Source organism: Nocardia sp. SYP-A9097 (assembly GCF_009649815.1).
GTDB lineage: Bacteria > Actinomycetota > Actinomycetes > Mycobacteriales > Mycobacteriaceae > Nocardia.
Window position 1 is genome coordinate 58,391 of sequence record NZ_WJIC01000007.1, and the last position, 14,253, is coordinate 72,643.

13 protein-coding genes are annotated in these 14,253 nt (G+C 64.8%); 5 read left to right on the forward strand and 8 right to left on the reverse strand.

Features of this window, described 5'->3' with window-relative positions; all coding sequences use genetic code 11:
• Positions 1-50 precede the first annotated feature (50 nt).
• Positions 51-1,472 (reverse strand): magnesium transporter, encoded by a 1,422-nt coding sequence (gene mgtE, locus GFY24_RS16520; RefSeq protein WP_153805947.1) that lies wholly within the window; start codon positions 1,470-1,472, stop codon positions 51-53.
• Positions 1,473-2,098: 626 nt separating this feature from the next.
• Between mgtE and GFY24_RS16525 the strand changes: the two genes are divergently transcribed.
• Positions 2,099-2,764 (forward strand): response regulator transcription factor, encoded by a 666-nt coding sequence (locus tag GFY24_RS16525; protein ID WP_309230939.1) that lies wholly within the window; start codon positions 2,099-2,101, stop codon positions 2,762-2,764.
• Entirely contained in the window at positions 2,761-4,065 is a 1,305-nt protein-coding gene (locus GFY24_RS16530) for a sensor histidine kinase KdpD (RefSeq protein ID WP_153805949.1), read from the forward strand. Before GFY24_RS16525 ends, GFY24_RS16530 begins: the two co-directional genes overlap by 4 nt.
• 11 nt (positions 4,066-4,076) lie before the next feature.
• On the opposite strand, the gene GFY24_RS16535 is transcribed toward GFY24_RS16530, so the two are convergent.
• A complete protein-coding gene (locus GFY24_RS16535) occupies positions 4,077-4,304 on the reverse strand; it encodes a hypothetical protein (RefSeq protein ID WP_153805950.1) in 228 nt (75 codons plus the stop codon).
• Positions 4,305-4,612: 308 nt separating this feature from the next.
• Between GFY24_RS16535 and GFY24_RS16540 the strand changes: the two genes are divergently transcribed.
• Both GFY24_RS16540 and GFY24_RS16545 read left to right on the forward strand, forming a co-directional pair.
• Positions 4,613-5,266 carry a histidine phosphatase family protein gene (locus GFY24_RS16540; RefSeq protein WP_153805951.1) on the forward strand — a complete coding sequence of 218 codons (654 nt, stop codon included), beginning with the start codon at positions 4,613-4,615 and terminating at the stop codon, positions 5,264-5,266.
• Between the two features lie 155 nt (positions 5,267-5,421).
• Positions 5,422-6,696, forward strand: a complete 1,275-nt coding sequence (locus GFY24_RS16545; RefSeq protein WP_153805952.1) for a CdaR family transcriptional regulator — start codon at positions 5,422-5,424, stop codon at positions 6,694-6,696.
• A 25-nt stretch (positions 6,697-6,721) separates the two neighbouring features.
• On the opposite strand, the gene GFY24_RS16550 is transcribed toward GFY24_RS16545, so the two are convergent.
• The 6 genes from GFY24_RS16550 to GFY24_RS16575 all read right to left on the reverse strand — a co-directional run bounded on the left by GFY24_RS16550 (position 6,722) and on the right by GFY24_RS16575 (position 13,339).
• Positions 6,722-7,720 (reverse strand): alpha/beta hydrolase family protein, encoded by a 999-nt coding sequence (locus GFY24_RS16550; protein ID WP_309230940.1) that lies wholly within the window; start codon positions 7,718-7,720, stop codon positions 6,722-6,724.
• Positions 7,721-8,395: 675 nt separating this feature from the next.
• The gene (gene nrdE / locus GFY24_RS16555; protein WP_255458692.1) at positions 8,396-10,477 is read right to left on the reverse strand and encodes a class 1b ribonucleoside-diphosphate reductase subunit alpha; all 2,082 of its coding nucleotides are present in this window, start codon (positions 10,475-10,477) and stop codon (positions 8,396-8,398) included.
• Positions 10,478-10,533: 56 nt separating this feature from the next.
• Positions 10,534-11,004 carry a class Ib ribonucleoside-diphosphate reductase assembly flavoprotein NrdI gene (gene nrdI, locus GFY24_RS16560; protein ID WP_153805953.1) on the reverse strand — a complete coding sequence of 157 codons (471 nt, stop codon included), beginning with the start codon at positions 11,002-11,004 and terminating at the stop codon, positions 10,534-10,536.
• Positions 11,005-11,069: 65 nt separating this feature from the next.
• Positions 11,070-11,309, reverse strand: coding sequence for a redoxin NrdH (locus GFY24_RS16565; RefSeq protein WP_153805954.1), 240 nt, complete (start codon positions 11,307-11,309; stop codon positions 11,070-11,072).
• A gap of 454 nt (positions 11,310-11,763) precedes the next feature.
• Positions 11,764-12,654, reverse strand: coding sequence for a G1 family glutamic endopeptidase (locus GFY24_RS16570; protein ID WP_153805955.1), 891 nt, complete (start codon positions 12,652-12,654; stop codon positions 11,764-11,766).
• Between the two features lie 121 nt (positions 12,655-12,775).
• Positions 12,776-13,339, reverse strand: coding sequence for an NAD(P)H-dependent oxidoreductase (locus GFY24_RS16575; RefSeq protein ID WP_153805956.1), 564 nt, complete (start codon positions 13,337-13,339; stop codon positions 12,776-12,778).
• 260 nt (positions 13,340-13,599) lie between these two features.
• On the opposite strand from GFY24_RS16575, the gene GFY24_RS16580 reads away from it, so the two are divergent.
• Positions 13,600-14,253, forward strand: a complete 654-nt coding sequence (locus GFY24_RS16580) for a TetR/AcrR family transcriptional regulator (protein ID WP_375336059.1) — start codon at positions 13,600-13,602, stop codon at positions 14,251-14,253.

The following is a 14,253-nucleotide window of genomic DNA, read 5'->3' on the forward strand; positions in this document are numbered from 1 at the left end:
CCGGACAAGAAAGCCCATCACAAGACCTTGTGTCTTCAAGTGGTTGCTGATCAGATGCCGAGCACCAGTTTCGCGGTCATGAAATAGATCACCAGACCGGTCGCGTCGACCAGCGTGGTCACCATCGGGGCCGAGATCACAGCCGGATCGATGCGCAGCTTCTTGGCCAGCAGCGGCATGGTGCCGCCGATGGTGGCCGCCCAACCGCAGATGATGATCAGCGTAATACCAACCACCAGACCGATTTTCGCGCCCACGAAGAGCGCGGCGATGACCATGCCGACCACGGCCAGCATGGCCCCGAGCAGCAGGCCCACCCGGCATTCGCGCCAGATCACCTTGAACAGGTCCGAGACACGCACCTCGCCAACGGCCAGCGCACGCACACACGTGGTGGCCGCCTGCGCTCCCGCATTGCCGCCCGCGCCGATGAGCAGTGGAATGAACAGCGCCAGATGCGCTGCCTGCGCGAGGGTTCCCTCGAACACATCCGTCACCGTCACCGTGAGCGTGGCCGCCACCAGCAGCAGCATCAGCCACAGCGCGCGGTAGCGGGCCAGCTGGAATACCCCGGCCGCCATATAGTGACCGGCCCACGGGGTGGTGCCCGCCTGGCGCGCCACATCCTCGGAGTCGGCGGCCTCGATGACCTCGATGGCGTCATCGATGGTGAGCAGGCCGACCAGTCGGTCCTCGCTGTCCACCACCGGCAGATTGATCAGGTTCGCGCCCTGCATGAGCCGGGCCGCCTTCTCCGCCGAATCGGTGGCGCGAGCGAAAACCGGTTCGGAGACAACGAGATCCGCGATCATGGCATCGGGCGAACTGAGCACCAGATCACGCAGTTCGACCACGCCGATCAGGCGGCGGCCCGCATCCACCACGGGCAGGGTGTAGACGGTCTCCGCGTTCGAGCCCTTGGTGCGCACGGTCTGCAAGGCGGCCGAGACCGGCAGATTACGCGGCAGCGCAACAACTTCCGGTGTCATATAGAAGCCGACCGAACCCTCGGGGTAGCCCAGCAGCAACGCCGTCATCCGACGCTCCTCCTGGCTCAGCCCGGCCAGCACCTTCTTGGCGACCTTGGCGGGAGCCTCGCGCAACATGCGGGCGCGATCGTCCGGATCCATCTCCTCGACCAGATCGCGGAAGCTCTGATCGCGCAGACCGGTCAGGATCTGCTGCTGATCGACGGGCTCGAGCTCCTCGAACACATCGAGGGCGCGATCCTTGTCCAACAGCCGGAAGGCCATGCCCGCCTCGACGGCGTCCATCCGCGCGAGTTCATCGGCGATGACGTGCGGCGGATGATTGTCCAGCCACTCCAGGGTCGCGGCCAGGTGATGGCAGTCGACGATATCGCGCAGCGAATCACCTTGCGCGCGAAGGGAATCGGCGCCCGCATCGGTATGGGCGGGCAGCGTGAGGACAGTGGGCAGCGTCGGAACGACGGGCAGATCGGTCTGCGTCATGGCGGAACACCTCAGCCGAGTGGCGAGTCAGGGGTGAACGGATGGAAGCACCAGGTCACACCGCGAGGCACCTACCCCGTCGCCGCGAAGAACTACCGGCAATACGAGGGGGCGGCGCCGCGCGGCCTTCGACTAGGGGGCTCGCTACGCATGCGACCCACCTCCTCGAAGCCGTCGTACACCGATAGATTCACCCGCCGTTTGCGGGTGCGCCTGCCGCACCGGGTTCGAATTCCCCCGCATACGACATAAAAGCAGTCCATGTGCAGAATACAGGCAGTAGCTGCGACCCGCCCGCGCGGTGTAGCACCTCACGGCGCGAAGGACGCTGACAGGACAGCCTCGACCCCGCCGACCATTCCGTGAGAGGGTCGGGTGGGGTGGATCCCGGCCACGAACACGTCGGGATGACGCGGGGACCGCATGCCGGAATGGCAGAGACCGCGCGCCGGAACGACAAGGGCCGCACGTCATGGTCGGCGGGACGCCGGAATGACAGGCGGCGGGACGTCGAACATTGTGGGGTGACAGGCAGATGGGCGGCTGATAATTTTCCGATCATTTCGCCGTCATGGGCGCTCCGGATACGTTGGGCGGCCGTTCGACATGGCCTACGCTCTGGCTCTGTGCGTGTTTTGGTGTTGGAGGACGATCAGCAACTCAGTCGAGAAGTGACCGATGGTTTGCGGTCGGCGGGGTTCGCGGTGGATTTCGCCTATGACATCGCCGACGCCGACTTCAAGATCGCCATCAATCGCTACGACTGCCTGGTCGTGGACCGCGGCCTGCCCGATGGCGACGGCCTGGACCTGGTCGCCGGGGCCCGGCACGCCGGGCACACCATGCCCGCGCTCATGCTCACCGGCCGCGACGGACTCGATGATCGGCTCGCCGGATTCGAACAGGGCGCGGACGACTACCTGACCAAACCCTTCGCGCTCCCCGAACTGGTGATGCGGGTGCGGGCGCTGTGCCGTCGGCGCGAACAGCCCACCGCCTCGCGAATAGCGGTGGCGGACATCGATATCGACCTCATGCGGCGCCGGGTCACCCGCGGCGGCATCATGCTGTCGCTGACACCGAAGGAGTTCGCGGTGCTCGAACTCATGGCGACCCGGCGCGGCAGTGTGGTCACCCGCACCGACCTCATCGAATGCTGCTGGGACGAAATGGCCGAGCCCGCATCGAATGTGGTGGACGCCGTGGTGGCGAAGTTGCGCCGCAAGCTCGGCGAGCCCTCTGTCATCGAAACCGTGCGTGGCACAGGGTTTCTCATCGGTGGGGCCGCATGAGTTCGCATCGTTCGCCAGCGGTCGCGCGGTTGCGCCGGGCGCGCTGGATGATGACCGGGCTGGTGACCGTCATCACCGCGACCGCGGTGCTGGTGCTGGGTTTCGTGGCCGCCACCATCGATTCGCATTCGCGCGCCATCGAAGCCGACCGGCAGGTCGAGAAGGTGGCGGCCGGGCTCGCGCGCGCCATTCAGCACGATGAGAAGAACGCGCTGGACCTGTCCACGGTGATAGACGACGAGCTGGCGCAGAGCTCCACCGCGGTGGTGGTGCTGGTGCGCGAGCAGGGTCAGCCGTGGAAGCAGTCGCATACCTATCAGCGCTCACTCATGCCGGCCGACAGTGAGATCAGCACCCTGGCCACGCAGGTCGAGGACAATTCCGAAGGCGCGCTGTACAAGTCGCTGCGGCGCACCTCCACCGATATCACCGGGCGGTCGGTGATCGTGGTGGGAACGCCGGTGTACTGGACGGATTGGGACAATATCGTGGTCATCCTGGCCGCCGACCAATCCATGGACAATCCGGATCAGCATCGAATGCTGTTGTGGGCGTTGGCGATCGGTGGCCTCGCGCTGATCGCGGTCTCCACCGCCGCCGCGTATCTGCTGTCGGGCCGCAGCCAGAGTCAAGCGCTGCGCATGCTGGACGAACACGAACAGTTCCTGGGCGATGCCGCACACGAATTGCGCACGCCCCTGACCACTTTGAAGCTGCTCACCGAATCCCGCCCGAAACCCGATGAGGTCCAGCACACCCTGGCCGAGGCCCGCCGCCTCGCCGACCGGATGGCCCGCCTGGTCACCGGCCTGCTGGCGCGCGCCCGAATGCAAACGGGCATAGCCGAGCCCGAACGCACCATGCTGCGCCTGGACCAACTCGCCGAAGCGGTGGCCGAGGAGGCCGCCGATGAGCGCATCCTCGTCACCGCCCACCCCTCGGTGGTCGTCGGTGACCCCCAACTACTGGGCCTGGCCATCCGAAACATGCTGGAGAACGGCCTCACCCACGGCGCGGTGAACCGCTCCGCCCCCGTCGAGGTCCATATCGCCGAGGGCCGGGTGAGCGTGCGCGACCACGGCCCCGGCGTAGACCCCGTCATGTCCGCCAGCCCCTTCAACCGCGGCTCGGCGGGCCGCACCGGCCGCAATGGCATCGGCCTGGCCCTGGTCGCCTGGGTCGCCCAGGCCCACGGCGGCAACGCCTCCATCGAACCCGCGGTCGGCGGCGGCACCATAGCCACCCTCTGGCTGCCGCCCGCGGACCTCACCGCGGGCACGCCGACCGGGTCACGAATGTAACCAGGAGGGGCTCAATTGGGGTTCACGAGAACGAATTTGCTCGCGATACCGTCGTTCAGATCTCGATAGACCGCTACCGCGTCCTCCAAGGGGCGCGACACCGCCGGATCGGGGACGGGTAGTTCGCCGCATTCGAAGGCACGGCGCAGTTTCTCGAGTGCGGCCGCGCTGGCGACCACATCGTGCAGTAGCGAATTGACGCCGATGATGTCGGCCCCGCGACGGTACAGGTCCAGCACCGGAACGTGGGCATGGCCGTCGGCGGGTGCCGGAGGTCACCGCGGCGCGGTCGAGTGCCTCGAGCGCGGTGAGGTACGGGACACCGCACGCGGCGGCCTGCTCGAACGAGAGATTGGCGGGTTTGAGCGCTATGCCGTCCGCGGCGATGGTGAGCAGTTCGGCGTGCGTGCCGTTGCGGGTGAAGCCCAATCCTTTACCGCTGCCCCATACTTCACGGCCGATCAATCACTTCAACTTTCAGATCACATTAGCAGCGGTAAAGAGATTTGCTGCGGTAGCGGGCCGCTCGGGGTAATCTGGGCGTCCCATGGCTCTGGAATCACTCACAATGGTGCGGCACGGCGAGAGCGCCGGGAATGCCGCGGCGGCGCGGGCGGCGCTCGCCGAGTCGGAGGTATTCGACAGCGGTACAAGAGATCCCGATTCGCCGCTGACCGAGTTGGGGCGGCGGCAGGCGGGGGCGGTGGGCGCGTGGCTCGCCGGACGGCCCGAGCGGCGGTGGACGGTGTGGTGTTCGCCGTATCTGCGTGCCCGGGAGACCGCCGATATCGCGCTGCGCGGGACGACCGTATCGGCGTCTCGGGTGGATGAGCGGTTGCGGGATCGGGATATCGGGAGTTTGCACGGGCTCACCGAATTGGGGTGGAGGCGGCGCTATCCCGAGGAGCTCGCGCGGCGGGAACGGCTGGGGCGGTTCTACTATCGGCCGCCGGGTGGGGAATCGTGGACCGATGTCGCACTGCGATTGCGGACGTTGCTGCCCGAATTGGACGGGCACGTACTGGTTTTCGCGCATGACATCGTCGTGGTGATGATGCGGTATGTGCTCGACAATCTCGACGAGAACGCCATACTGGCCATCGAGAAGAACCAGATCCGCAATGCCTCGATCAGTCGCTGGGAGCGATCGGGATCGCGACTCGTGCGCGCCGGATACAACGAGACCGCGCACCTGGGCTGAGCGAGGGTCGCGCAGGTTCTTGTGAGATATCACCGAATGAGGGGCCTCACATTGCGCGCCTTCACAGCGAGCCACCAACTTCACCCTCTCCGGCCCGCCGTGCGTTAGCGTTTCGTTACCGGAGGGCCTGCCCCCGGTGGGTGGAAGGAGCGCCGATGGCCGTCGAAATTCCGGCCCGCGCCGGACTCATTATCTCCGGCACCCCGATGTCCTCGCCATTACAGGACGTCGGACCGTTGGCCCGGCATATGGTCGGGCACTTCATGGAAACCGTCGCACCGTGCGGAACCCTGCCCGGCGACGCCCTGCACGGGGATGTCACCGCCATCACCCGCATGTGCCTCGAGTTGGCCGTGGGCATGCTGGATGGGAAGGACCTGCCGGAGAAGACCAAACGACTCGAGGAGGCCGCCGGGCAGTGGGCGCGCGAGGGCATCCCCATCGACACCATTCACCGCGCCATCCACGAGGGCTTCAAGATCGGGTCCGATCTGGTGATGGGCAATGCCATGTCCCGGCATTTGCGGCAGGACAATCCGGACGGAGGCGCCGAACTGGTGATCGCCGCCGCGGATATGGACAACATCCTGGGCGGCGCCGCCATGGTGGTGGAGTTGCTGGAACGGATGACCTGCGCGGTATCGCTGGCGTATGTCCGGGAACTGCGATCGGTGGTGAGCGAACATCACACCGCGGTGCATACGCTCAGCTCGGCGCTGCTCGGCGGGCACAGCACCTCGACCATGGCCCGCGAATGCGGTATCGAGATCGCCGAATCGTATTACGTACTGGCGGTATCGATTCCGGAGCATCCGGAGGAGCATTCGCCGACCGTGGAGGGCGCGGTGGTGGCGCGGCGCAAACTGCGGCGACTACAGGCCGAGCTCGCCACCGGATACACCGCCAAGGTGCTGTCACTGCTCAGCGTGGACGGCGGGACGATTCTGGTGCCGGGCTGCGCGCTCGCCGACGATCAACTCGACGAACTGATCGAGCGACTATCGCGGGCGGCACGGGTACCCATCGCGGCGACCATGATCTCGGCTACGCCGCAGGGGATTCCGGATGCCGCCGATCAGGCGCATGAACTCCTCGATATCGTGCACCGGCTGCGCTTGACGCGCGGACTGTTCCGCTTCGACGAACTGGCCCTGGAGTATCAGCTCACCCGGCCGGGGCCGGGGCGCGATCATCTCGGCTCGGTGCTCGATCCCCTGGACCTGCACTCCGAACTGCTCGAGACGCTGCGCACGCATATCAGCAATAATCTGAATCGGCAGCGGACGGCGCGAATCCTGCACGTGCACACCAATACCGTGGATTACCGGCTGAAACGGATCGGACAGTTGACGGGCTTCGATCCGACCCAGGCCGCGGGATTGTGGTACTTGCGGTCGGCCTTGGTGGCACGTACCTATCGGGCGGGGTGAGCACATTCGCCCGGGCCCGCGGCGACTACCGCGAAACGGGCTGCGGCACCAGCGCGGTCGCCAGGGTCTGCCAGGCCGGTGCGAGTTGGGTGGTGAAATCCGCCCAACCGTGTATACCGGCGTCCTCGTAGTAGACGGTGGTGGGAATTCCCAAGTCGCTCAGGTGTTTCGCGAACTGCTCGGTGCACAGGCGCGCGCCCGCCTCCAATGCGATACCGCCACCCGCCGCACGCAGCGCCGTGATCGGATCGGCGGCGCGGGCCAGCTGCGTCAGATCCGGGACCGTCGGTAGGCCGGTGGCGGCGGAGAGGTGAATAACCATGCCGCGCAAGGCTTCCGCGCCCAGCGTGCTGTCGTGGGTACGCCAATCGCGGGTGCCCGGCGGGCCCCATAGATTCACTACATCGCCACCCCGGGATGCCACAGTGAGAGTGGTGACGGCCGCGCCGGTGTCATCGAGTGTGGAGTAGCAACCGCTCATTCCAGCGACGGCTTTGTAGAAGCCGGGGTGGCGGTGCGCCAGCATCATCGCGCCCTGCGCGCCCATGGAGACGCCCGCGACGGCGCGCCGGCCGTTCGAATTCAGATACGGCTCGATGGCGCCGGGTAGCTCCGAGGTCAGGAAGGTCTCCCAGCGATTCCAGCCCAGCACGGCATCGGGGCGCTGCCAATCGCTGTACATACTCCCCGTACCGCCCGACGACAGCACCACATCGACCGGTTTGTCGGCGAAGAATTCGGCCGCACCGCCCTTGGTCAGCCAATCCGAAACCTGTTCGGCGTCAACGCCATCCAGTAGATAGAGGGTCGGACGCGGGCCCTGACCGGAGCCGTGCAATACATCCACCGCGACGGCGCGGCCCATGGACTCGGACTCGACGGAGACGCGCTCCCACCGCGGACCGATCGACTCGGCACCGATCACGCTGGACTGCAACGTGATCGGCTTGGTCGCAGATCTGACGGCCGTCGCGCCCGGTAGACCCGCCGCCAGAGTCAGCGCGGCAGCCACCCCGACACCCACCCGCCGCACCACTGCCCCTGCGTGTCCGTTGCGTACTGCTGATTCCTGTCGCACTGCGGTTCTGCTCACGGTCCCCGCATGCCCGAATTCCGATCACGGAAACCCGCCGAGCGACTGCGAGGTTGCACCGCTCGACGGGTGGATCTCCGGCTGTATGCGGCACGGCCGCGCCGGTGTTCCGTTGTCGATTTGCTCAGCGGTCCTTTTCAAGGGCAGGAAGGACCCGACCTCACCTCCAAAACCCTTGTCCCGGTGTGATTTCCGATCACAGCATCGACCGCCCAGCATCTTGATATCCGATGCCGTGACCGAGGCGAGCGTATCCACGGTGACGGGCCGAGCACATCGGTGCGCGCGAGGTTCTGGAGACCTCACAATGCGAGCGCCCCAAGCTCCGGCACCGGCCACGGCACACCTGCGCGTCGGCGCCGCGAAAACGCCCTGCCCATCAGTCATTTCGGTCCCGGAAATCACATAGACCGGCATGATTGGACCCAACCCGGCTGACAATCAAACCCCACAGACTTCTGAAAAGGATTGTTTGGACCATGGATGCGAGCTGTGGTCACCCCAGAGCGACCGAGTAGTCCGCCGACTCACCCATCGCAAGGGCAGCGAAAACAACGAGGGCGCTTCCGGTTTCGTACCGGGAGCGCCCTCGTTGTGGTCAGTGGGTCAGAGCATGCAGCTTACGCAGCCCTCGACTTCGGTTCCCTCCAAAGCCATTTGGCGGATGCGGATGTAGTAGAGGGTTTTGATGCCCTTGCGCCAGGCGTAGATCTGGGCGCGGTTGACGTCGCGGGTGGTCGCGCTGTCTTTGAAGAAGAGGGTGAGGGACAGGCCCTGGTCCACGTGCTGGGTGGCGGCGGCGTAGGTGTCGATGACCTTTTCGAAGCCGATGTCGTAGGCGTCCTGGAAGTAGTCGAGATTGTCGTTCGTCAGGTAGGGGGCCGGGTAGTAGACGCGGCCGATCTTGCCTTCCTTACGGATCTCGATCTTCGAGGCGATCGGGTGGATCGAGCTGGTGGAGTGGTTGATGTAGGAGATGGAACCGGTCGGGGGGACGGCCTGCAGGTTCTGGTTGTAGATGCCGTACTCCATGACCGACGCCTTCAGCTCGCGCCAATCCTCCTGGGTGGGGATGTGCACGCCGGCCTCGGCGAAGATCTCCCGCACCCGCGCGGTCGCGGGCTCCCACACCCGATCGGTGTACTTGTCGAAGTACTCGCCCGAGGCGTACTTGGACTCCGGGAAGCCACCGAAGTACGTGCCGCGCTCCTTGGCGATCAGGTTCGAGGCGCGGACCGCGTGGTAGGCGATCGTATAGAAGTAGATGTTCGTGAAGTCGACGCCCTCTTCGGAGCCGTAGTGCACGCGCTCACGAGCCAGGTAGCCGTGCAGGTTCATCTGCCCCAGGCCGATGGCGTGAGACTCGTTGTTGCCCTGCTCAATTGACGGCACCGAGTAGATGTGCGTCTGATCCGACACCGCGGTGAGCGCCCGAATCGAGGTCTCGACCGTCTTGGCCAGATCCGCCGAATCCATCGTCTTGGCGATATTCAGCGAACCCAGATTGCACGAAATGTCCTTGCCCACCTTGGAGTAGGTCAGGTCATCGTTGTACAGCGACGGCGTCGAAACCTGCAGGATCTCCGAGCACAGGTTCGAGTGGGTGATCTTGCCCTTGATCGGGTTCGCCCGGTTCACCGTGTCCTCGTACATGATGTACGGGTAGCCGGATTCGAACTGCAGCTCGGCAATGGTCTGGAAGAACTCGCGAGCCTTGATCTTGGACTTGCGAATTCGCCCGTCGTCGACCATCTCGTAGTACTTCTCGGTGATATTGATATCCGCGAACGGCACCCCGTAGATGCGCTCCACGTCGTACGGCGAGAAGAGGTACATGTCCTCGTTCTTCTTCGCCAGCTCGAACGTGATGTCCGGAATGACCACACCGAGGGACAGCGTCTTGATGCGGATCTTCTCGTCCGCGTTCTCCCGCTTGGTGTCCAGGAAACGGTAGATGTCCGGGTGATGCGCCTGCAGGTACACCGCGCCCGCACCCTGACGCGCACCCAGCTGGTTCGCGTAGGAGAACGAATCCTCCAGCAGCTTCATGATCGGAATGACACCCGAGGACTGGTTCTCGATCTTCTTGATCGGCGCACCGGTCTCACGAATATTGCTGAGCAGCAAGGCAACACCGCCGCCGCGCTTGGACAGCTGCAGCGCGGAGTTGATGGAGCGCCCGATGGACTCCATATTGTCTTCGATACGCAGCAGGAAGCAGGACACCGGCTCACCGCGCTGCTTCTTGCCCGAGTTCAGGAAGGTCGGGGTGGCGGGCTGGAAACGCCCGGCCATGATCTCCTCGACCAGTTCCTGCGCGAGGGTTTCGTCACCGGCGGCCAGGGTCAGCGCCACCATGCACACGCGATCCTCGAAGCGCTCCAGGTAACGCTGACCGTCGAACGTCTTGAGCGTGTACGAGGTGTAGTACTTGAACGCGCCGAGGAAGGTCGGGAAACGGAACTTCTTGCCGTACGCCTGCTTGAACAGCTTCTTGGTGAAGTCGAAGCTGTACTGGTCGAGAACCTCTGTCTCGTAATAGTTTTCCTTGACCAGGTAGTCGAGCTTCTCGCGCAGGTTGTGGAAGAAGACCGTGTTCTGGTTGACGTGCTGCAGGAAGTACTGGTGCGCGGCCTCGCGGTCCTTGTCGAACTGGATCTCACCGTTCGGGCCGTACAGATTCAGCATCGCGTTCAGCGCGTGATAGTCCAGTCCCGCGGTGGACTCGCCGCTCACGGGGCGTTCTACGCGGGCAGTCTTTCCGACCGGTGCGGTTGTCGTTGCCAAAACGATTCCAATCCCTCTCGGACGCGCTCGACGTCCTCAGCAGTTCCCATGAGTTCGAAGCGATACAGGTACGGCACTCCGGTTTTGCGCGAAATCACTTCGCCCGCAAAGCAGTACGTATCACCGAAGTTCGTATTGCCGGCCGCGATGACGCCGCGCAGCAGCGCGCGGTTGTGGGGATCATTGAGGAATTTGGCCACCTGACGGGGGACGAAATCCTTATCGGATCGCTCACCACCCAGTACATGCCGACCGCCACCGTAGGTGGGGACGATCAGCACGTAGGGTTCGTCGACTCGCAGTGAATCGGCGGTATGAAGCGGTATGCGAACGGCGGGGATACCCAGCCGTTCCACGAAGCGGTGCGTGTTCTCCGATGCGCTGGAGAAGTAGACCAGATTCGTTGTCCGCGTGGACAACTCGGTCATCTCAACTCCTCTCGTCCCGGTCGACCCGCGGGAGCCTCTGATCCGTAGTCAGATGCTCCGGCCCGCTAGGCGACGGCGACGGATTCGGCGAGCGCCTTGATGCGATCCGGGCGGAAGCCGGACCAGTGCGCGTCACCGGCGACGATGACGGGAGCCTGAAGGTAACCCAGTGCCATCACGTAGTCGCGGGCCTCCGGGTTCTCGGAGATATCGATGACGTCGTACGCGACGCCGGCCTTGTCGAGGGCTCGGTACGTGGCGTTGCACTGGACACAAGCTGGCTTGGTGTAAACGGTGATGGTCATTGGTATCTCCCCTTCTCCTTGCCTTCGATCCGTATGCAGTGCACGGCTGAAACAAGAACCATGTTGTAAGTGCGCAAACCCCTGGACGCGGGATCGAAATCCCTGGTCGCGCAGCTCCCTTCGAGGGTCTCGCCGCACGCCTTTCCAGCTCCCAAGACACTACACCTAGTGGCAGACAGATTCATCCAACACGACATGTTGCGACTCACAAAGATGAAATTCATATGAACGAAGTACCAGGACGCTCGATTCGCAACCCGGCACAAGTGAGGCGCAGATCACAATTTCGGCATACAGCACACTTCCGGCAAACACACTGTTCACGCTGATGAACACGCTTCCCGCGAGCCACACGGGTCACGGCCGAAGTGCGGTTTCGAGGTCCGGCGGAGGGGGTGCGCGGAGGTACGAAACCTCCGAAATCGGTCAGCCCTCCGGCGTGTCGCAGTACGGCTCAGCCGATGGTGAAGCTGGAGCCGTCCACCGGACCGGGAGCGAGCAGCCGATTGGTCGCGGCGATGCCGTAGGTCTGGGCGTTGTAGGCCGAGAGCGGTTTGCCGTCGATCTGGATATCGGTGAAGGTGATCGGCGCGAAACCCGGGAGCGCGGCATCGAGGTGACCCTCGAGGACGATCTCGGCGGTGCGCGCGGGCACATCGGAGGGCCGCACCGTGGTGCGCGTCCAATTCGCGGTCCGGTTCTCCAGCGTCATCACGTAGTTGTGGCCGTCCCAGGCCACCGACGAGTGCATGGTGTCACCGGGACGCACCTCGACATCGTCATAGGTCACCGGCGGTGCGGGGTAGCCCTCCCACCACGCGTCGACATCCTTTTCGGGAGTACACACGCCACCGAGGACACCCGTCGCGCAGATCCCGTCCATCGTGCCGCTGATGGCATTGGAGACCCGATCACCGGCATGCATGACCAGCCCCGAGAGTCGCAGATCGGTATAGGCCAGCCCCGCGGCGATGTTCTCGAACAGCAGACCCGGCAGCGCGGCATAGAAGGCAGCGTCACTCGCACACAGGGATTCGACACCCGTCTGCATGAGCGGCAGTGCCACCTGACCATTGAGGTCGCTCGCGCCGTTCAATCCGACCCAGGGCACGACCCGCTGCAGCGTGCCCTCATTGAGGCAGGAGATCTCGGGCTGCGTCCAGGTGGCGCTGACCTCGCGGAAATCGCCCTTCACCACGTATCCGGCCCAATTGCCCAGATAGAGGCTGACATTCGATTCGGCGGCGGCTTCGCCCGCGGTGACCACGGCCGCGGTGGCGGAGACTGCCAGTGCGGCGGTCAGGAAATACCGGCTCCAGGACGAGTTGCCACTCGATAGCTTCATGAGCTGAAGTTAACCCAGAAGCCCACCGAATTGCGCTAGGCCACGGCTGAAAAGCCGTGGCCTAGCGCGGGATTCAGCGACTACCGCCGGAGTCTTCTATTTGTTGCCGGAGAAGTGCCGTTCAGACGTTTGCCTTGACGACCGACTCGGCCAGCAGGCGCACCGTGGCGGCCAGCTGGGTGAGCGCCTCGGCATCGTCGGCCGGGTGCGTCTCGACGAAGCGCTGCCCGATGGTGCCGAAGTTGAGCGAAGCCTCCTCGACCACCTTCGCGCCCGCCACACCGAGGGCCTTGACGGCGTCGGCATGCGACCATTTGGCGGCATTGGCGCTGATGGACGCGCTGATCACGGCCACTTCCTCATCCTTGAGCGCGCCGGCGCCGTACGGGCGCGAGGCCCAGTCGATGGCGTTCTTCAGGACGGCGGGCAAGGTGCCGTTGTATTCGGGGGTCACCAGCAGGACCGCGTCGGCGGCGGCGACGGCCTCGCGCAGGGCAACTGCGGCGGCCGGGACTTCACCTTCTACATCGAGATCCTCGTTGTAGAAGGGGATATCGGCGAGGCCCTCGTAGATGGCGATCTCGACGCCCTCGGGTGCGGTGCGCGCGGCGGCCTCGGCGAGTCGACGGTTGATGGAGGCGGCGCGGAGGCTGCCGACGAGGGCGAGAATGCGAGTCTGCGACATGGTGTTCACTCCTGCGGGTGCTGATCCGGTGGCGGTAGTTTCACGAGAGTAACCGGACTATGGTCCGCTTCCATTCCCGACATTGCCGCGCGAGACCGTGACCTGCGACACCGCATTCGAATCCGGGAAAGCAAAAGGCCCCGCTCTCTGGCGCTCGGCGGCGCTTACGGTAGCATTTAACCGGACCACGGTCCACTTTCATCCCGGCGATTAAGAGGTCCACTGTGACATCGGGCAAAGCACCCGGCACGGGCGCGGAAATACCCATCGGCGTGATCGGCATCGGACCCGCGCTGCCGATCATCGACAGCGAGCCCGCCGAACGCGCGGACGCCGCCCGCAATCGAAAACTGTTGCTGGACGCGGCAGCCGAGCTGGTGCGCACCGGCGGCGCGGACGCGCTCACCATGGACGCCGTCGCCAAACAGGCCGGCGTCGGCAAGGGCACGGTCTTCCGCCGCTTCGGCAATCGCGCCGGACTCATGTATGCGCTACTCGATGAATCGGATCGAAAGCTGCAGGCCGCGTACATGTTCGGGCCACCGCCACTGGGTCCCGGCGCACCGCCGCTGGAGCGACTGTGCGCCTACGGCCGAGCCCGGCTGGCCTTCACCGAAATCGAGGGCGATGTACGGCGCGCGGCCACCGACAACTCCAGCCACTACGGCGGCGCACCGTACAACCTCACCAAGACGCACGTCTCGATCCTGTTGCGCCAGGCCGGAACTCCCGGCGATATAGCACTGCTGGCCGACGCGCTGCTGGCTCCGCTGGGAGCAGCGCTGGTACTGCATCAGATTCGGCGACTCGGCTTCACTCTCGAGCAGGTCGGCGACAACTGGGAAGCGTTGGTGCGCCGAATCGTTCCGGCCACGGACGCGCGGCACCCGGACGACAACCGCACAGTAGAGTGA

What these genes read in the sequence shown, in the direction of transcription:
- GFY24_RS16545 (WP_153805952.1), top strand. Translation starts at nt 5,422, where the DNA reads ATGGCCGTCGAAATTCCGGCCCGCGCCGGACTCATTATCTCCGGCACC.
- GFY24_RS16575 (WP_153805956.1), bottom strand. Translation starts at nt 13,339, where the DNA reads ATGTCGCAGACTCGCATTCTCGCCCTCGTCGGCAGCCTCCGCGCCGCC.
- GFY24_RS16540 (WP_153805951.1), top strand. Translation starts at nt 4,613, where the DNA reads ATGGCTCTGGAATCACTCACAATGGTGCGGCACGGCGAGAGCGCCGGG.
- GFY24_RS16565 (WP_153805954.1), bottom strand. Translation starts at nt 11,309, where the DNA reads ATGACCATCACCGTTTACACCAAGCCAGCTTGTGTCCAGTGCAACGCC.
- mgtE (WP_153805947.1), bottom strand. Translation starts at nt 1,472, where the DNA reads ATGACGCAGACCGATCTGCCCGTCGTTCCGACGCTGCCCACTGTCCTC.
- nrdE (WP_255458692.1), bottom strand. Translation starts at nt 10,477, where the DNA reads ATGCTGAATCTGTACGGCCCGAACGGTGAGATCCAGTTCGACAAGGAC.
- nrdI (WP_153805953.1), bottom strand. Translation starts at nt 11,004, where the DNA reads ATGACCGAGTTGTCCACGCGGACAACGAATCTGGTCTACTTCTCCAGC.
- GFY24_RS16530 (WP_153805949.1), top strand. Translation starts at nt 2,761, where the DNA reads ATGAGTTCGCATCGTTCGCCAGCGGTCGCGCGGTTGCGCCGGGCGCGC.
- GFY24_RS16570 (WP_153805955.1), bottom strand. Translation starts at nt 12,654, where the DNA reads ATGAAGCTATCGAGTGGCAACTCGTCCTGGAGCCGGTATTTCCTGACC.